An 18142-nucleotide genomic window follows, 5' to 3' on the forward strand; every position below is an offset into this window, starting at 1 on the left:
AGACGCAAAATGAACGCAAAAGCGACGAAAAAGCAACCCTCTCCGTCTATCGACAAAGCAGCGTTTAAAGCTGCTGTTGTTAAGCACCTTCACTGCACATTGGGTACTGACGAAAATAAAGCAAATAGTCACGCGTGGTGGAAAGCTACCTGTGCTGCTATTCAAGAACAAGTACTAGAAGGCCTACGTAAAACGCAGAAGTCACATTATTTTAATGACACCCGCGCTGTACATTATTTTTCAGCGGAGTTTTTGATGGGCCGGTTATTGTCTAATAACCTACAAAACCTTGGTTTATTTGATGTTGCCAGTGGCGCACTGAAAGAGCTGGGCGTTGAAATCTCAGATATTATGGAAGAAGAGCCGGATATGGCACTCGGCAATGGTGGTTTAGGTCGCCTCGCTGCGTGCTTTATTGATTCGCTAGCCACTATGGAGTTGCCGGCTATCGGGTATGGCATTCACTACGAACATGGCCTTTTTACCCAAGAAATTAGAAGTGGGGCTCAAATTGAACGTCCAGATAGCTGGAGAGACTACGGAAATCCGTGGGAAATCTGTCGCCCTGAATCTATTCAAGAAGTGTCACTGTACGGTTATGTAGAAACCAAGTACGGGGAAAACGGACGCATACAGAAAGAATGGCACCCAGGCTCAATTGTTAAAGGCGTACCTTGGGATATCCCTATCGTTGGCTATGAAGGCAAAACGGTTAACGTATTACGCCTATGGCAATCTGAAGCATCAGATTACTTTAACTGGGACGTATTCAATGCCGGCGGTTATGTTGATGCACAGCGCGAAAATGTGCAGGCTGAGACTATCTCAAAAGTACTTTATCCAAATGATGAAACCGAAGCTGGTAAAGAACTTCGTTTAATTCAGCAGTACTTCTTCTGCTCTTGTTCACTTAAAGATATCATCAGACGCTATAAGCGCGCCCATGGTGATGACTGGAGCAGGTTTGCCGATCAGTGTGTTATTCAGCTGAACGACACGCACCCTGCTATCGCAATCCCAGAACTTATGCGTATTCTTGTTGATCGAGCAGAGCTTGATTGGGATAGCGCATGGGAAATTTGTAGTAATGTGTTTGCGTATACCAATCATACCTTACTGCCAGAAGCATTAGAAAAGTGGCCAGCGCGTATGATTGAAAAAATCTTACCGCGTCACTTAGAAATTATCTATGAAATTAACCACAGGTTTATGTCTGTTGTTGATAAAAAATGGCCAGGCGACAATGAGATTAAAGCCAAGCTATCTATTATAGAAGAAGGCGACGAGAAGATGGTTCGCATGGGCCACCTTTCTGTTATCAGTTCGTTTGCGGTCAACGGGGTTGCTGAAATGCATTCACGTTTGGTTAAGTCGAATTTGTTCCCTGAGTTTAACGAACTTTGGCCAAACAAGTTGACCAATGTTACCAACGGAATTACGCCACGTCGCTGGCTGAAGGCCTGTAACCCAGATTTGTCTAAACTTATCGATAAAAAGATTGGGACAGAATGGCCACGAGACCTTTACAAGCTTGAAGGGCTTGAAAAGTTTGCAGAGCAGAAAACGTTCCAAAAACAATTTATGCAAGTAAAGCTTGAAAACAAAAAGCGCCTTGCTGAGGAAATTCGCCAGTCGCTTGATTTAGACGTTGATGTTAACGCTATTTTTGATGTGCAGATTAAGCGTTTGCACGAATATAAGCGTCAGCATCTTAATCTGTTGCACATTATGGCGCTGTATCGTCGTTTATTGGAAAACCCTGATTACGATATGCACCCTCGCGTTTTTATTTTTGGCGCTAAAGCGGCACCAGGATACAAACTCGCAAAGGACATTATTTACGCCATTAATAAAGTGGCAGATAAAATCAACAACGATCCGCGCGTGAACAACAAGATAAAAATTGCGTTCTTGCCCAACTACCGTGTATCGCTGGCTGAAAAAATGATCCCAGCTTCTGACGTATCAGAGCAAATTAGTACAGCGGGTAAAGAGGCGTCAGGTACAGGTAACATGAAGTTAGCGTTAAATGGCGCCGTTACCGTAGGTACGTTAGATGGTGCGAACGTTGAAATAGCAGAAGAAGTGGGTGATGAGAACATCTTTATCTTTGGTCTAACCGTTGAAGAAGTGTATGCACTGAAAGAGAAAGGTTATAACCCTTACGACTATTACTATAAAGATCCTGAAATCAAAGCAGTATTAGACTGGTTAGAAAGTGATTACTTTACGCCAGGTAAGCCAGGAGCGTTGGTCTCAATCAAGCAAAGCTTACTCGATCACGGCGACCCGTACATGGTATTGGCTGATTTCCGCAGTTACTCTGATGCACAAATCAGCGTTGACGAAGCCTACCGCGATACGGCTCGTTGGGCGAAAATGGCAATTATTAATACGGCTAAGATGGGTAAATTTACGTCAGACCGTTCAATTAACGATTATGTCGAGCGTATTTGGAAACTTACACCGTGTAAAATTGAGAGTTAAACGAAGGTAGTCTTTTCATAAAGCCCGACAGTGTTTACACTTGTCGGGCTTTTTATTTTTTGGGTAATCATCTGATAGTAAAAACAGTGATTGTCGTTTAGAGAAAACGTGTGACAATAAATATAAAAGTATTAATTTATATACGTTAAAGTCGTTGTTCTTGATAGGTGCCCATGTTGTTATACATATTCGTTGTTTTTAGTACCTCGGCGTTCAATTGCCTCAGGAAAACATCATGATCCAAGCTCACAAATCGTTGGCAACTATCCCGAATCGCTATGCCTTTATTGACATGGTGTCGAGAAGTGCTGCCCGTAGTGAGAGCTTGTCGTTAATGTTAGTTGACGTGGTCCGCTTCTCTGATGTTACCACCAGTTTAGGCATTACCGTTGGCGACCGTTTCTTACTAGAAATTGTGAACCGAATTGATGCCATTTTTAAAGACTCAGTTGAAGTTGGCAGAATTAGCGGTGATGTGTTTGGTCTTATTTTTCCAAATATAAATGCGGAAAAGCACATGCGTAAGATGTTTGACAGATTAGTCGAACATTTTAAAACGCCAATGCACCATGATGGGCATGCGTTTATTGCAGACTTTAACGTTGGAGTGGTGTCTGCGCGCCAAATTAATGGTGACATTACCGCTTTTGTATCAAGAGGCGAGGCAGCGTTAAAGCAAGCCAAAGAAAATAAGTACGACAACCTATTTATCTTAGACATGCAGGATAAGACCACCACGGGCCGAAGCCTTGCACTAAAGGCTGACCTGAAGCGGGCATTATCTCGCAAAGAGTTAGAACTGTACTTCCAACCTAAAGTTAACCTTAAAACATTAGAAGTGATTGGTGCTGAGTGCTTGATGCGATGGAATCACCCCGTAGATGGTATTTTGTTTCCAGGCCCACTTATTGAAGCGGCCGAGTCGTATAATATGATGAACGAGCTTGGTTATTGGACATTAGAGCAAGCCTTTATAAGCCTTGTAGAGTTTGCTACGCATGGTCTTGACCTTTCGCTTTCAGTGAATCTAAGCCCCACACAGCTTTACGACAATCAACTTGTATCAACGTTAAAAAAACTCAGTGAACATTACGTTGTCCCCCTTAACAAAATTGAGTTGGAACTTACCGAAGATGTCGCGTTATCAAATTCATTAATGGTGAAAAAACAGCTTAATGAGCTACGTTTCCTTGGCGTGGAGATATCAGTAGACGATTTCGGTAAAGGCTACTCAAACTTGGCCTATATTCGTGAGCTTGATATCGACGCTATCAAAATTGATAAGTCTTTTGTTATGGAGCTTACTGACGACCCTGTCAACCGTGCGATTATTGAAGCGACACAAATTATCGGTAAAGCAAAAAACTGTGACGTTATTGCTGAGGGTATTGAAACAATGGCGCAACTGCATATGCTACGAGAGGTTGGCATTACGCAGGGGCAGGGGTATCTTTTTTCTAAAGCTATTCCAATGCACCAATTTTTATTCATGGCTCAGCAAGAAATTATTATTGGCAATTCTCCACTACGCGCGTAACTGAAAAACTCTGTTTAAAAGATGAAATAGCAATGTGCAGCCGTTACACTATCGGCAATTCGTACTTTGAATGGATACCACATGTTACAACTTATCGAAAAAGGCAATTTTCTGTCGTTGTCGCGCACGCAACCTTCTCTTTTTTCTTCGCCCCTTTCATTTTCACTTGATAACGGTACCCGCGCTATGGTTACTGCACCGGGTATCATATCGTTTTACCCTCAGGCATCTGAAGCGCATAAAAAGTTTATCGTGTTTTCGTGTGGTGTACATGGAAATGAAACGGCGCCTATCGAAATTTGTGACGATATGGTTCAGCAGATCCTAACAGGAGCACTTACCCTTTCTCACCCGGTATTGTTCCTTTTTGGTAACTTACCTGCGATGGATATTGGCGAGCGTTTCGTTGAAGAAAATATGAACCGATTGTTCAGTGGCGCACATTCGATGGGTGAGGGCTGCGTAAATGACGAAAGAAAACGCGCAAAAGCGTTAGAAGACGCCGTGAGCCACTTTTACAGCGATGCCTCAACCACCGATACCAAATACCACTACGATTTGCACACTGCTATTCGTGCATCAAAAAATGAAAAGTTTGCTGTGTATCCTTATCTTCATGAGCGTAAACACAGTCGCGGACAATTAGCGTTCTTATATGCATGCGGCGTAAGCACTATTTTGCTATCAGAAAGTGCTACAACAACCTTTAGTTACTATTCTTCTTTCCAACATGATGCCCATGCGTTTACGGTAGAACTTGGTAAGGTAAGGCCGTTTGGGCAAAATGACATGACCAGATTTGAGCAAGCAAGGCAGGCGTTCATTGCGCTCGTTTCTCAGACTGATTATGCGCCAGACGTGTCGCTAGATAAATTAGATATTTATCGTGTAAACCAAGTGATAAATAAGCACAAAGAAGACTTCGCACTTCATTTTGCCGACGATACGCCTAACTTTATGGATTATGCCAAAGGCACTTGTCTAGCGTCAGAGTCTGGGGTCCAGTACGTTGCGCAACAAGATGGAGAAGCTATTGTGTTTCCAAACGCGCACGTAGAAATTGGACAGCGTGCGTTACTGACCGTTGTGCCAACAACACTGGACGAGTCTGATGTTTGAACTAAATAGACGGTTAGATTCTGATACATTTTTTTTGTGTGATTTACCTTTAAGCCGTGTATTGTTAATGAATGACAGCCAATTCCCTTGGCTTATTTTGGTGCCTCGCGTGGTTGGTGCAAGGGAGATTATCGACTTGTCTGATGATCAACAACATCAGTTTTTAAAAGAATCGGCAATGATCTCCCATGTGATAAACAGGCTGTTTTCACCGCACAAATTGAATGTCGCTGCACTTGGAAACGTCGTGAGCCAACTGCATATTCATCATGTCGGGCGTTTTGATACTGATGTTGCATGGCCAAAGCCCGTTTGGGGAAACCAAGCACCTGTGCCGTACACACAAGAAAAGGTGAGTGAGTTGGTTGATGCGCTTCGTAATGCGATTCATCCAGCCTAAACAAGTAATAAACAATAAAAGCATAAAAAGGAATATATGATGATTATATCTACAACGCCTACATTAGAAGGCCACACTATCGACGCATACTATGGGATTGTGGTAGGTGAAGCCGTAATGGGGGCTAACGTTTTTAAAGACTTATTTGCGTCTATCCGCGATATCGTAGGGGGCCGTTCTGGTTCATATGAAGAAGAACTCACTCGCGCAAGAAAGTTGGCATTTTCAGAAATTGAGCATGAGGCTAGAGCGATGGGAGCTAACGCGGTAGTAGGCATCGACCTTGACTACCAAGTGATTGGTGATAAAGGAAGTATGCTAATGGTAAGCATTAGCGGTACAGCAGTAAAAATCACACCACGTTAGTTGCACGTTTTTTAGCAACAATAAAGAAGACGATAATTAGTGTTGTGAGCCATCGCATCGCTAATAATCGTCTTCATCATCCCAGTTACTTTTCTTTTGTGTGGCTGCGCTTTTATCGTCTTCACCTTGTGCCTTTTTGTCTGGAACAGGAAATTTAAATTTTGCGCTGTATTTCAGCAACGTTATATTTCCAATAACCACGCCTAGGACAAGCACAATGATAATCACAACCCATGTAGTATCCATTTTTACGTTTCTCCGTTATTAAGCACGTAGCGATGATAAATCATCTCAATATTGTCAATGATTACGGCTTTGCCTTCTATGTTTGCTGTGCGTATTGCATTCGTTAGGTGGGTGAGGTTTCTATCATGCTCAAAAGCTTGTGACGTTGCCCGATGGCTTAAATGCCATGGCTCACGAGCAACACCACCATTATGCTTTTCAAATGGCATGAAAAAGCCGAAACGTTGCATGTGACTTTGTAACCACAATGCCAATTCATGGCAGGGGCCTTGGCTTTCGTATTCCTCTTCGATGAGTGAAAATGTGCCGCTCCAACGTTTTACCGCGTTGCGGTCGTACACATCAATATCGGTACCCCAATGATGGCGGCTGCCGCCAGGAAGGGCCGACCACGTCAAAATAGCGTGAAGTTTATCTATGTCGCTAATGATTGACGTGTCTATGACGGCACTGTTTGCATCACGTAGTTCAGTCTTTCCTAACCACTTGCTGTTCCATATTGCGCACTGGCGGTCGAAAGTACGATAACTACTTACCAGTTGTAAGTCGATGCCGTCGCAAATAGCCGCATGCTGCATTGCGCTAAACGCTTCAAGCACCGACGGGTGCAGTTTATGCTTATCATCGAGTGAGACTAATTCGCTATCGTCTTGCCCCAACCATTTTTCTGGCTTCATGCAAGCAAGTTCACGAGCGTGTGGTAATAAATATCGACTAGAATTTCTAAGTCCTTCATTTTAACGCATTCATCAACTTTGTGGATAGTAGCATTCACCGGGCCAAGTTCTATGACTTGCGCACCTGTGGGCGCGATAAAACGGCCGTCAGAGGTGCCGCCTGCCGTTGACAGGGTAGTGGCATGTCCGCGAACCTTCTCAATAGCGTTTTGCACGCCAACGAGTAGTTCCCCCTCGTCGGTTAAAAAAGGTTGGCCGTTGAATGTCCAATCAATGTGATAGTCGAGTTTGTGCTTATCAAGGATCTCAGTGACCCGCGATATCAACAGTTGGTCGGTAACTTCTGTCGAGAAACGGAAGTTAAAGCATACCTTTAATTCGCCTGGAATAACGTTACCGGCGCCGGTTCCCCCATTAATATTGGAGACTTGGAAGCTGGTGGGCGGGAAAAAATCGTTTCCATCATCCCAGTGGGTGGTTGCTAATTCATCGAGTGCGGGAGCGGCATGGTGAATTGGGTTTTTGGCAAGATGCGGGTAGGCAACGTGGCCTTGTATTCCTTTTACCACAAGGTCGCCGGTTAGTGAGCCTCTGCGCCCATTTTTAACAATATCGCCTACCGTTGCGGTTGAAGAGGGTTCACCGACAATACACCATGTGATTTTTTCGTTGCGAGCTTCAAGTGTGTCAATAACTCGCGTTGTGCCATTGATGAATGGCCCTTCTTCATCGCTGGTAATAAGGTAAGCAATACTGCCTTTATGGTCTGGATAGTCGTTAACAAAGTTTCTCGTGGCGACGAGCATGGCAGCTAAACTGCCTTTCATATCTGCAGCACCCCGACCATGAAGGTATTCGCCTACCTCTGTGGCGATAAATGGTGGTGTTTTCCACGCGGCTTCTGGGCCGCTCGGCACCACATCGGTATGCCCGGCGAAACAAAACAACGGGCCTGATTTACCTTTACGAGACCATAAGTTTGTCGTGTCATCAAACACCATAGTTTCATTATCGAAACCAAGTTCACTTAAAAAAGACTTCATTGCATCTTGGCAGCCGGCATCTTCCGGCGTTACTGAGCGACGATTAATAAGGGCTTTTGCAATATCAATAACCGAGTCGTTTAACAAAATATTTCCTCAAACTGTGCAGGTTTAAACCCAATATGAAAGGTATTATTGTGAAGGGTAATCGGGCGCTTAATCATAGCGGGCTGCTGTGCTAACAACGCTAATGCTTTTTCTCTATCTAGGTTTGCCTTGTCGCTCTCATCGAGCTGGCGAAAGGTAGTGCCCCGCTTATTTAACATTAACTCCCAGCCCAACGACGATTCAGCTTGCTCAAGAAAGGAAGAGGAAATGCCATCTTTTCTGTAGTCGTGAAACACAAACTCGACATTGTTGTCGTTAAGCCATTTTTTTGCTTTTTTTATTGTGTCGCAGTTGGGAATACCATAAAGGGTTGTTGTCATGAAAAATCCATACGTTAATTAATGCGCTTCGTACTGTGCGCGAAGATTAATTAGATAAACACTGAAAATAATGCATCACTACCTGCATCGATATATTTTTTGTTAGATGGCAGTACACCTAAAAGGCGCTGAGCATTCAACACTGTCATTATACAAATATTCTCGACGTTTTGTTGTTTGAGCCACGCAGTATTAACAGAAAATAACACATCGTTTTTTTTAAATACCGAGCCTACGTCTAATGAAGATATGAATTGCTCAGCGCAAAGCGCAGTGGTATCGGAACCAAATTTCACACGGCATTTAAGGCCATAAGTCGATTGTATATCGACAGAGTAGTTAAGCGCGGACACACTGATTACCTTGCCCTCGAATGGCGCAGTAATTCTGTTGGACGAAGAGGTAATGGCCGCCCCTGGGCCTAATAAACCGGAACTATATAAGGAAGAGTTTAAAGCATGTAAAGACGTACACAGCCCTGAGACTGGCGCATAAACCGCTATCGATTTTTTAAATATTTCGGGCTCACGAGTGAGTTGCTTTTCGTTAAACAAGGTTAGCTCTCTCTTACCGAGTAGCCCCCGGCTTTAAGTGCATTGATTGCGTCGTTGAGCTTGTTATCTTTCACTAAAAAAAAGTCGGTTTCAAACGTCGATAAGACAAATATTGAGACCTTTGCAGCAGCAAGAACCCCTCCGATATCGGCCATAATACCTACCATCGATAAGTGAAGAGGGCCGAGAAGCTCAAGCGCCCGCCAGTCATCGTCAGAGTCCATCGCCTCGACCTCTACCGACGAGGGAACAACAATAGACAATTCTTCTTCGGTCTTACCAAGAAAAAACAGCGGGCTTTGTAAAACAGCGGCAGGAATACTGCTGTCACAATCAAGGCTATGTATTGAAAACATTTCAGGAAGAACAGCAAGGGTTTGTTTAGGCATAAATACGAAAAAACACCAGTTCTTAAGATATTCACATTAAACCACTAACTGTGATTAAGTGTCACGTGTTATCCACTTAATCTGTGGATAAGTTTGTTGAGATGTTTGGGTGTTTTGCTTAAGTGTATGATATATATGTATAAATTCAACTGTACAAACAATGTTCAGTGGATAACATTTTTTAATTCACAAGCATTTTCCACAAGCTGTGTCTACACTGGAATTTAAAATACTTCTCCTTTTTTTATCATTTAATGTGTTGACTTTAGCATTGGTTTTGATGTGAAAGGCTATCGAAAACTCACGTTTTACACACATTGTTGACCATAATGCGCTATTTTATAGGTTATAAAAAAGAAGACAGATAAGGGTAGTGGATAATGTCAGACAGTATGTGGTGCGATATAACAGTAGACGATGCAGATAGACTCGCTAAATTTTATGAAAAAGTAATGGGGTGGGAAGCGTCGCCGGTAGATATGGGAGGGTATAACGATTACGTTATGATGAAAGCCGATGGTACGCCCGCGGGTGGGATATGCCATAACAAAGGCGTGAACAGCGGTATTCCCTTTGGATGGCTTCCTTATTTTACGGTTGATGACCTAGATGCAGCAATTGAAAGCGCAGAATCGCTAGGCGGAGCGAGGGTCGGAGACATCAAACATCACGGCAGCGATCGTTTTTGTGTTTTGCGCGATAGCGCTGAACACCATTGTGCAATATATCAGAAGGGATAAAAAGCGAGCGCAAAGGCATGCGCTCGCTCTTAAACAGCGTAGGTGTAGTTATTATTTGTTGATAACACCGCGATTTACTTGATCGCGCTCTATCGATTCAAATAGCGCTTTGAAATTACCTTCACCGAAGCCGTCGTCTTGCTTACGCTGAATAAATTCAAAGAACACTGGACCAAAAACCGTTTCTGAGAATATTTGTAACAGCAAACGTGGTTCGCCATTTTCAGTTGTTCCGTCTAGCAAGATGCCTCGGTTTTTCAATTCGTCTACCGGCTCGCCATGCCCGGGTAGACGGTTTTCAAGCATTTCATAGTAGGTATCTGGAGGAGGCGTCATAAATTTCATGCCGCGTGCCTTTAATTTATCTAAACAGGCGGGTAAGTCGTCACAAGAAAAGGCGATATGTTGAATACCCTCACCGTTGTACTTCATCAAAAACTCTTCAATTTGGCCGCCACCGCCAACCGCTTCTTCATTCAGCGGAATACGGATTTTACCGTCTGGCGCGGTCATCGCTTTTGATAGCAATCCAGTGTACTCGCCTTTAATATCAAAATAGCGTATTTCCCTGAAGTTGAATAAGCTTTCATAGAAGCCAGCCCAGTAATCCATGCGGCCACGATAAACATTATGAGTAAGGTGGTCCAACGTATGGAATCCACAGCCCTCTGGGTGCCTGTCAACGCCTTCAATCCAGTTGAAATCGATATCGTAAATGGTGTTCTCACCCTGATAACGGTCAATAAGATACAGCATTGCACCACCGATACCTTTGATGGCGGGGAGTTTTAACTCCATAGGACCGGTGTGCGTATCCATGGGCTGCGCACCGCGCGCCAACACTTCAGTATACGCTTTTTGTGAGTCTTTAACTCTGAACGCCATTCCACATGCTGAGGGGCCGTGTTCTTCAGCGTAATAAGCAGCATGACAGTTCTTTTCATAATTACTTAATAGGTTGATATCGCCTTGACGCCATAGCTCAACATCTTTTGATTTGTGTCGTGCGACAAGGGTAAAACCCATTGCTTCAAAAATTGGCTCTAACATGCCTTTTTCCGGCGCCGTAAATTCTAGGAATTCAAAGCCATCTAAGCCGATTGGGTTTTCAAATAGATCTGCCATTTCTTTCTCACTTGTTATTCGCCATCACGCTGGTGCGTGATGTACATACTTTATTATGCAGTGATTGTAAGCCTCTGTGTTCTAGGTGAGCAATGACGAGCGTAAAAGCGTTTTGAGTGGTGTGGCAATGTTCAGTGTAATACTATGTTTACAGCTGAGAGGAAGTTAGCCATTAGGCTACTTATTTAGCGTTAATGCATTGATTTAACGCGCTAAATTTTTTTAACGTAAAGGGCGGGAGTGTTCAATAAATATTACACTCGCCACCCTGTGGTCGCGGGGCTGGGCCACTCAGTTATGGTGCGCGATGATGCGAGCTACTGTTGACCGTTGAAGTATTTTTTGATTCCTTTCCAACAATCGATGTAGTCGCGTTGCGGCGGATGTTGCTTTAGCGCGAACTCGGTTGGGGCAATGGGAAAACGCGACTCAAACATAAACGCTAGGGTGTTTTCGTATTTCTGAGGCGTAAGGTTGCTACTACTGGCTTTTTCAAACACTTCGGCTTCAGGGCCATGTGGCGTCATACAATTGTGCAAACTCATGCCTCCTGGCACAAACCCTTTTTCTTTCGCGTCATAAGTACCCTCGATAAGGCCCATAAATTCGCTCATTATATTCCGATGGTAGTAGGGCGGGCGGAATGTATTTTCAGCGACCATCCACCGTGGAGGGAAAATAGCAAAATCGACGTTAGCTGTACCTTCTAGATCAGACGGCGAAGTAAGCACAGTAAAAATAGAAGGGTCGGGATGATCATAGCTCACGGTATTAATGACGTTAAATAGCGACAAGTCGTACTTATACGGTGCCGAGTTTCCCACCCACGCTACTACGTCAAATGGTGAGTGCGACAATGTGGCTTCATAAAGGTGCCCTGCAAATTTATTAACGATGGTGTGAGGCGTATCGTTGTCTTCAAACCATGCCACAGGGTATTTGAAGTCTCGTTGGTTACTAAAGCCGTTTGCGCCTACCGGACCGCGTTCAGGTAATACAAATGGATGACCATAGTTTTCACATAAATAACCGCGGATAGGACCATCGACAGGGGCTATCGAAAATTTAAGTCCTCGCGGGATCACCATAATCTCACCTGGTGACAGCGAGAGCTTTCCACATTCTGTGGTCACAATCATTTTGCCCTGTTCGGGCACAAACAGCATCTCACCATCTGATGAATAAAAAACACGGTTTTTCATAGGTGCATTCGCGCAGTAACAATGTATACCGATACCCGTTTGTGTATTAGCATCGCCGTTTGTAGCCATTGTAACTAGGCCATCAATAAAGTCGACATCACTTTCTGGCTGTGCAATTGGATCCCATCTCATCACATTCGGTGGGCAGGGTATTTGATGTTGTGGCGCAGTTTTTATCGTGGTGTTAAGTAACGGCGTGAAGTCGCCCATAGCGACAGAAGGACGAATTCGATACATCCACGTTCTGCGATTACTGGCACGAGGGGCAGTGAATGCCGTACTACTGAACTGCTCGGCGTATAAATTATAATTTACACGCTGGGGGCTGAATTGCCCGACGGGCAATGCACCAGTAAGTGCTTCCGTTTCATGCTCGTTGTTAAAACCACTAAGATAAGTAAAAGCCATAATATGAGACCCTGATAAGAAACTAGGCTGCGTTTAACCACAACACTAAATTAGTTACATTTGAAACTATTTGTACTAGGCTATGCCTGAATGAAACGTAAATCAATTGTTAATGCTGATTCGTTATATGGCTGACGCGTCGATGCGTCCTGTTAACTTTACATGTCTGCTAATATTCGCGGTACATACATAGTATAACGGGGCGTTCGATACTTGATGGTCGAGCTAGGGCAGCACTAAAAGGAAAATAGCATTTGAAACTCAGTGACATGCTTGCATATAAATCATCGCGGTTAGCAAAGGTGCTAAGTGACTCTCTCGCTAATACATACAAGGATATGGGAATTACTGTGCCTCAGTGGCGAGTAATTGCGACACTCGGTGAGTTGGGGAAATTAACCGCAAAGGCGATTGCCCAGCAGACGCATTTAGATAAAGTAACGGTATCGCGGGCGTTAGCAATGCTAAGTGAAAAAAAGCTAATAAGCCGCACGGTGTCAAATAAAGATGCAAGAGCCGTGAATATTTCGTTAAGCAATGAGGGGAACGCAGTTTATAAAACGTTAATTGAAATAGTGGAGGCGTGGCAAGCCGATACGCTTTCACAACTTAACAACGATATAAGTGCTAATGAGTACGCTATATTTTTAAAAGTGATGGATGCATTAATATCTCAAAAAAGCACGACAATAGAATAGCTTAGCGTGGTCTGATGACTAATAGGTAGCCGCGCGTAACCGTTGCAATTGTCGGTCTTACTGGTACATTTAGCGGCATTCATCTATTAAAGGAATGTAGAGTGCAACCGTTAGAGATTTACGCTGGAGAGCATGCGTTAAACGTCATAAAAAGAGAAGGCTTCTCCCCGTCGCTCTTTCGTTATTTCCTTGGGGCTTCTGGTGGGCCAAAATGGTTTTCTTTGGCAGGACTAGACCGCGTACTATTTCCTGAGTGGTTTGCCGATGTCGAACATCAAATCCACGTAATAGGGTCTTCTGCTGGTGCGTTCAGAGCAATATGTGCAGTGCAAAATGATCCCCTAGCGGCAATCAACCGATTGGCTGACTCTTACTCCACCACGACATACAGTAGCAATAAACCCACTGCACAAGAGATCACCCAAAAAGCGGTAGACCTTTTACAGTTCATGGTAGACGATAACGGTAAGCGTGAAGTTATTGAAAATGAGAGGTTTAAAGCCCACCTTATTGTTGCGAAATGCTTAGGGGCCACGCGCTTTGAAAGCAAATTTCAGCAATTGTCTGGCCTTGCAATGAGTGCTGCCGTCAATACACTACATCGAAGACACCTATCTCGATTGTATTCACGTTACGTGTTCTCATCGCCCAATGCTAATTTTGCATTAAAAGACCCATACCAACTTCCTACGCATTATCACTCGTTAACGCACGGCAATATCCATCAAGCGCTATTAGCGTCTGGCTCGATACCCGTTGTGATAGAGGGCGTAAAAGAAATTGAAGGAGCGCCAACAGGCATGTACCGAGATGGCGGTATTATCGACTATCATTTTGATGTGTCTTTTGGCCCTGATGAGGGGTTAGTGTTGTACCCGCATTTCTACGATAAGCCCACGCCTGGCTGGTTTGATAAAGGCCTTAAACGACGAGTGCCACATAAATCTAGCTATGACAATGTGGTGATGCTGGTACCGTCGAAGTCGTTTATAGCAAGCCTGCCTTATGGCAAGATCCCCGACAGAAAGGACTTTGAAAACTTAGAGGCAGATGCGCGAATTCGTTATTGGCAAACGGTATTGAAAGAAACCGATAGGCTAGGGGAATATTTTATGACAAACGCAAATAATGGTCGGTTAGTGGACCTAATAAAGCCGTTACCCTTTGCTCAAATAGCCGGTTAAGCCTTATTTGAATGGAAAATAAGCAGTTAGCACCGTTATAAATAAGTTTTACTTGCAGGCGGCGCGCAGCAACAGTATTATGCGTGCCGTTCGAGCAATGAAGTTCTTCGTTGTTCACACAACACTTTATGCGTCTATAGCTCAGTTGGTTAGAGCGCTACCTTGACATGGTAGAGGTCCCCTGTTCGAATCAGGGTAGACGCACCATCTAAAAAAGTCCAAACACAATCTTCAACAAATCCTAAAGTCTATTTCTTATAGCTACCTCTAGTTTGCGGTCGGAAAAAATATATTGTCTACTTTATCATCACTTAAGTGACGCGTTAGCTAATCCCCACAAGCACTGCTTAGGGAAAAGCTAACCTATTAACGTTGGTTTCGCATCGGTTAAGACTTCTTTTTGCCTAACGCGTCATCACCCCAAATTTCTTGTAAGCGCTGATCGCGTCCGCAGTTCCATCGATAGAACTTGTAGCGAACAGGGCTCTTTTTGTAGAAATCTTGATGATAAACTTCCTTTCCCTTAATGGGGTAAAAGGTAGAAGCCTCAAGAATGGGCGTGACTACATCTTGGTTAGGAAATTTGGCTACAACAGCTGCTTTAGTTTGTTCGGCCAATGCGCGTTCTTTGTCATTGGCAACAAATATGGCGCTTAAATAACTAGGTCCTTTGTCACAAAACTGCCCCCGGTCGTCGAAGGGGTCAATATTCACCCAGAAGTGGTCGAGTATATCTTGGTAAGAAAGTTTAGTTTCGTCATAGGTTATTTTTACGGCTTCATAGTGCCCTTTGTGATTACCGCTATAAGTTGGGTTTGAAGCGCTTCCTCCAGTAAAGCCCGATACTACATCGGTAACCCCTTCCAGTTTTTCAAAATCAGACTCCATACACCAAAAACACCCGCCAGCAAGCACAGCTTCATCGGCAATCGTCGTTGGTGAAAATATGGCTGCACTCAATGTTGCGCCAAGTAGTAATGCAGAGACACTAGATTTCATTATTCACCTTATTTGTTAAGACTGTGGGCGCATTGCCCATAACGCTTATACGGTTAATAGATAAAGAACGGTTTAGCGCTCAAATGATTTCACTATTGTTGTGAAGATTACCATTCGTGTGATTAGCGATAGGTTAATGTTTATCAGTAAAATTTTCAGCCAACCCTGTATTTCGCTTACAGTTTGCCAATTGTCATTATTACTATTTGAATGGGATAGATATCGCGACCCCTTTTACTTTGCAGCTTGCGAGTTAGTTGAGGTATTGGCAGAGCACTTGCAACACTTTTACTTTAGAACCAAGCCACGTCGCTTGGTTTGCAAATGATGTGTCATAACGTAAGGATAGATAACATGACAATAGTAAAATCAGGTAGCGCAACCTACAAACCTCTAGGTAAAAGCGGAAAGGGCAGTGTTTCAACAGAAACGGGTGCCTTATCTAACCACCCGTATGGTTTTAATACACGCTTTGAAGATGAAAAGGGGACTAACCCTGAAGAACTGATTGGTGCAGCGCACGCTAGCTGTTTCACCATGGCGCTGTCTTTCGCGTTATCAGAGGCAGGCTTTGACGATGGAGCGTTAAATACCACAGCAAAAATCAGTTTGGAAAAAAGTGATGATGGGTTCGACATTACGCAGTCAGCGCTTACCTTGGTTGCAGAGGTTAAAGGCATTACTGAAGATGAATTTAAGAAAGTTGCCGAGGAAGCAAAAGAAAATTGCCCCGTTTCAAAATTATTAAACACTAACATTACGTTAGACTATACGTTGAACGACGGGTAGGTTAAACGGTCTGTTTTAAGGCCAGTGCACTACTGTGTAACGCATGAGTAGATAAAAAAGCGGCAAAGATGCCGCTTTTTTCTTTGTAAACACCGACTACATTATTAGGTAGCGCAAGCTGTTTTATTTATTAATAACACCGCAGGCTACACGTTCGCCACCGCCGCCGAGCTTTTTCGGCGAATCTGAGTAGTTGTCTCCGCCCGCATGAATCATTAATGCGCGTTCCTCAATATCTTCTATCTCTAGCTCTGGCGCGAAAACAGGCTGAGTAGCGTTACCTTGCTCATCAACATAAAGCACTGGAAGGTCACCTTCGTGTCCTTTCTCAGACCATGGGGTTCTGTGCGCGTTTGTTTCTTCTGGGTCGAAGTGTCCACCGGCGGCGCCGCCAAGTACCTTTTTACCGTTTTTCATTGAAGATGCACAATTGCCATTCTGATGGACATGAAAACCATGTATGCCTGGGGTTAACCCTGATAGGTGGGGAGTGAACACCACGCCGTCATCGTCATAACTATTAACCATTACACTGCCAATAATCTTGCCGGTTTCTAGGTTTTTCATTATGACTTCTTTGCCATGATGTTGATGATGGCCTGCAAAACAACTTGTGCTTAGTAGCAGTGAGATTGACCCTGCAAGGGTGTATTGTAAACGTTTCTTCATCGTGTTCTCCTTCACTTTAACGTTATCGTAAATAACACATATCAGTTATAACTGTAGTGAAGCAGCACAAAGTAAGCCAACCCATCATTATATCGAGGAACCGTGCTACAGGGCTAACTGCTATAAGCTTTAACGCAACATTGCGTTCAGATGTTCACTGTGCCGACAAGCGAATGTTGGTGTATTTGAAATACGTTATGAAAATATTACTCAATACGGGGTACCTCATCACATTCAACTTAACGTTTTTGCGCCGACTGTTTTTGATAAACGGCGATAATGTTAAAAGAGATGTGAAAGGTAAACCGTAATGAAGGTCCTGTTAACCTATAGGCTTTTTAGCGAGGAAAATGGTGTGTTTACTGCCTTTTCCTTTGCGCGCTCGCGCGATGCGTGTAGAAACCGTATAACCTGCATTTTTTAACCGAACGGAAAACAAATAGTCGGGCCCTGCGGACCATATGGCTAGCATCCCACCGGGTTTAAGTACGTCATAGATGTCTTCTAGGCCTTCCAGCGAATAAATCCAGTTGTTGTCAGCGTGTGTTAAGCCTTCAGGGCCATTGTCCACGTCGAGTAATATCGCATCAAACGTGGGTTCTCTGGTATTTAAAAGGTGTTTAACATCTCCAACTACAACAGTAGTTCTTGGGTCTTGAAGTGGGTTTTTAGCGCAATTGCCCAAGGGGCCTTTGTTCCATTCAACAACTTCAGGAATGAGCTCGGCAACCGTCACCCGCGAGCTTGCCGTAACTTCATTTAAGGCCGCTCTTAACGTATATCCCATACCTAGCCCACCCACCAGAACATGTGCATTTGGCGTTGATTTAAGGTGAGCACACCCCATTTGAGACAACTCTTTTTCTGAATTAAACACGCGGCTATTCATTAATTCGCCACGAATACCAGAAAGCCTGATACTAAATTCTTGATCTCGCTGAGAAAAGGTTAACTCACCACCGTCGTTTGGAATGTTAGCTGTACCCAATTTAACCCATGGAACCATTTGGAGATTTGTCCTTTTAACAGTATTTACAATTTGCATTGAATATTTGCGCGCAGAGTAGCACAAAAACAAATGG

Annotated in this window: 20 protein-coding genes and 1 tRNA gene; 10 read left to right on the plus strand and 11 right to left on the minus strand. The window is 43.8% G+C overall.

The window, feature by feature from the left end:
• Nucleotides 1-9: 9 nt before the first annotated feature.
• The 5 genes from ACOJRU_RS06890 (at nucleotide 10) to ACOJRU_RS06910 (ending at nucleotide 5909) form a co-directional block, all read left to right on the plus strand.
• Nucleotides 10-2487, plus strand: a complete 2478-nt coding sequence (locus ACOJRU_RS06890) for a glycogen/starch/alpha-glucan phosphorylase (RefSeq protein WP_421134284.1) — start codon at nucleotides 10-12, stop codon at nucleotides 2485-2487.
• Between the two features lie 238 nt (nucleotides 2488-2725).
• The gene (locus ACOJRU_RS06895) at nucleotides 2726-4024 is read left to right on the plus strand and encodes a putative bifunctional diguanylate cyclase/phosphodiesterase (RefSeq protein ID WP_421134735.1); all 1299 of its coding nucleotides are present in this window, start codon (nucleotides 2726-2728) and stop codon (nucleotides 4022-4024) included.
• An 81-nt stretch (nucleotides 4025-4105) separates the two neighbouring features.
• The gene (gene astE, locus ACOJRU_RS06900; protein WP_421134285.1) at nucleotides 4106-5143 is read left to right on the plus strand and encodes a succinylglutamate desuccinylase; all 1038 of its coding nucleotides are present in this window, start codon (nucleotides 4106-4108) and stop codon (nucleotides 5141-5143) included.
• Nucleotides 5136-5543: an HIT domain-containing protein gene (locus ACOJRU_RS06905; RefSeq protein WP_421134286.1), complete on the plus strand. Its 408-nt coding sequence runs from the start codon at nucleotides 5136-5138 to the stop codon at nucleotides 5541-5543. The genes astE and ACOJRU_RS06905 overlap by 8 nt, the downstream gene beginning before the upstream one ends.
• Before the next feature lie 39 nt (nucleotides 5544-5582).
• The gene (locus ACOJRU_RS06910) at nucleotides 5583-5909 is read left to right on the plus strand and encodes a heavy metal-binding domain-containing protein (protein ID WP_421134736.1); all 327 of its coding nucleotides are present in this window, start codon (nucleotides 5583-5585) and stop codon (nucleotides 5907-5909) included.
• 60 nt (nucleotides 5910-5969) lie between these two features.
• Here the strand turns inward: ACOJRU_RS06910 and ACOJRU_RS06915 are convergent, their stop codons facing one another.
• The 6 genes from ACOJRU_RS06915 to ACOJRU_RS06940 are packed head-to-tail and all read right to left on the minus strand — an operon-like array spanning nucleotide 5970 to nucleotide 9246.
• The gene (locus tag ACOJRU_RS06915) at nucleotides 5970-6155 is read right to left on the minus strand and encodes a DUF2897 family protein (protein ID WP_421134287.1); all 186 of its coding nucleotides are present in this window, start codon (nucleotides 6153-6155) and stop codon (nucleotides 5970-5972) included.
• Nucleotides 6156-6157: 2 nt separating this feature from the next.
• Nucleotides 6158-6832 (minus strand): M15 family metallopeptidase, encoded by a 675-nt coding sequence (locus tag ACOJRU_RS06920; protein WP_421134288.1) that lies wholly within the window; start codon nucleotides 6830-6832, stop codon nucleotides 6158-6160.
• Nucleotides 6829-7962, minus strand: a complete 1134-nt coding sequence (gene dapE, locus ACOJRU_RS06925; RefSeq protein WP_421134289.1) for a succinyl-diaminopimelate desuccinylase — start codon at nucleotides 7960-7962, stop codon at nucleotides 6829-6831. Before dapE ends, ACOJRU_RS06920 begins: the two co-directional genes overlap by 4 nt.
• Entirely contained in the window at nucleotides 7956-8303 is a 348-nt protein-coding gene (locus ACOJRU_RS06930) for an ArsC family reductase (protein WP_421134290.1), read from the minus strand. The genes dapE and ACOJRU_RS06930 overlap by 7 nt, the downstream gene beginning before the upstream one ends.
• A 50-nt stretch (nucleotides 8304-8353) precedes the next feature.
• Nucleotides 8354-8857 carry a PTS sugar transporter subunit IIA gene (locus tag ACOJRU_RS06935; RefSeq protein ID WP_421134291.1) on the minus strand — a complete coding sequence of 168 codons (504 nt, stop codon included), beginning with the start codon at nucleotides 8855-8857 and terminating at the stop codon, nucleotides 8354-8356.
• Between the two features lie 2 nt (nucleotides 8858-8859).
• Nucleotides 8860-9246 carry an ACT domain-containing protein gene (locus tag ACOJRU_RS06940; RefSeq protein ID WP_421134292.1) on the minus strand — a complete coding sequence of 129 codons (387 nt, stop codon included), beginning with the start codon at nucleotides 9244-9246 and terminating at the stop codon, nucleotides 8860-8862.
• Between the two features lie 380 nt (nucleotides 9247-9626).
• Here ACOJRU_RS06940 and ACOJRU_RS06945 point away from each other — a divergent pair, with 380 nt between their 5' ends.
• A complete protein-coding gene (locus ACOJRU_RS06945) occupies nucleotides 9627-9986 on the plus strand; it encodes a VOC family protein (protein WP_421134293.1) in 360 nt (119 codons plus the stop codon).
• A 51-nt stretch (nucleotides 9987-10037) separates the two neighbouring features.
• Here ACOJRU_RS06945 and hppD read toward each other — a convergent pair whose 3' ends face one another.
• Both hppD and hmgA read right to left on the minus strand, forming a co-directional pair.
• The gene (hppD, locus tag ACOJRU_RS06950; protein WP_421134294.1) at nucleotides 10038-11111 is read right to left on the minus strand and encodes a 4-hydroxyphenylpyruvate dioxygenase; all 1074 of its coding nucleotides are present in this window, start codon (nucleotides 11109-11111) and stop codon (nucleotides 10038-10040) included.
• 317 nt (nucleotides 11112-11428) lie between these two features.
• Nucleotides 11429-12721 (minus strand): homogentisate 1,2-dioxygenase, encoded by a 1293-nt coding sequence (gene hmgA, locus ACOJRU_RS06955; RefSeq protein WP_421134295.1) that lies wholly within the window; start codon nucleotides 12719-12721, stop codon nucleotides 11429-11431.
• A 254-nt stretch (nucleotides 12722-12975) separates the two neighbouring features.
• Between hmgA and ACOJRU_RS06960 the strand changes: the two genes are divergently transcribed.
• The 3 genes from ACOJRU_RS06960 to ACOJRU_RS06970 all read left to right on the plus strand — a co-directional run bounded on the left by ACOJRU_RS06960 (nucleotide 12976) and on the right by ACOJRU_RS06970 (nucleotide 14810).
• Nucleotides 12976-13419: a MarR family winged helix-turn-helix transcriptional regulator gene (locus ACOJRU_RS06960; protein ID WP_421134296.1), complete on the plus strand. Its 444-nt coding sequence runs from the start codon at nucleotides 12976-12978 to the stop codon at nucleotides 13417-13419.
• A 101-nt stretch (nucleotides 13420-13520) separates the two neighbouring features.
• Nucleotides 13521-14603 carry a patatin-like phospholipase family protein gene (locus tag ACOJRU_RS06965; protein WP_421134297.1) on the plus strand — a complete coding sequence of 361 codons (1083 nt, stop codon included), beginning with the start codon at nucleotides 13521-13523 and terminating at the stop codon, nucleotides 14601-14603.
• 130 nt (nucleotides 14604-14733) lie between these two features.
• Nucleotides 14734-14810 (plus strand) — tRNA-Val (locus ACOJRU_RS06970).
• Between the two features lie 180 nt (nucleotides 14811-14990).
• Here the strand turns inward: ACOJRU_RS06970 and msrA are convergent.
• A complete protein-coding gene (msrA, locus tag ACOJRU_RS06975) occupies nucleotides 14991-15602 on the minus strand; it encodes a peptide-methionine (S)-S-oxide reductase MsrA (protein WP_421134298.1) in 612 nt (203 codons plus the stop codon).
• A gap of 354 nt (nucleotides 15603-15956) precedes the next feature.
• Between msrA and ACOJRU_RS06980 the strand changes: the two genes are divergently transcribed.
• Nucleotides 15957-16391 carry an OsmC family protein gene (locus tag ACOJRU_RS06980; RefSeq protein ID WP_421134299.1) on the plus strand — a complete coding sequence of 145 codons (435 nt, stop codon included), beginning with the start codon at nucleotides 15957-15959 and terminating at the stop codon, nucleotides 16389-16391.
• Between the two features lie 123 nt (nucleotides 16392-16514).
• Here the strand turns inward: ACOJRU_RS06980 and sodC are convergent, their stop codons facing one another.
• Together sodC and ACOJRU_RS06990 are read right to left on the minus strand one after the other, a co-directional pair.
• The gene (sodC, locus tag ACOJRU_RS06985) at nucleotides 16515-17060 is read right to left on the minus strand and encodes a superoxide dismutase [Cu-Zn] SodC (RefSeq protein ID WP_421134300.1); all 546 of its coding nucleotides are present in this window, start codon (nucleotides 17058-17060) and stop codon (nucleotides 16515-16517) included.
• A gap of 322 nt (nucleotides 17061-17382) precedes the next feature.
• The gene (locus ACOJRU_RS06990) at nucleotides 17383-18066 is read right to left on the minus strand and encodes a spermidine synthase (protein WP_421134301.1); all 684 of its coding nucleotides are present in this window, start codon (nucleotides 18064-18066) and stop codon (nucleotides 17383-17385) included.
• Nucleotides 18067-18142: the final 76 nt, after the last annotated feature.

The sequence above is a fragment of the Alteromonas algae genome (assembly GCF_049117195.1).
Classification (GTDB): Bacteria; Pseudomonadota; Gammaproteobacteria; order Enterobacterales; family Alteromonadaceae; genus Alteromonas.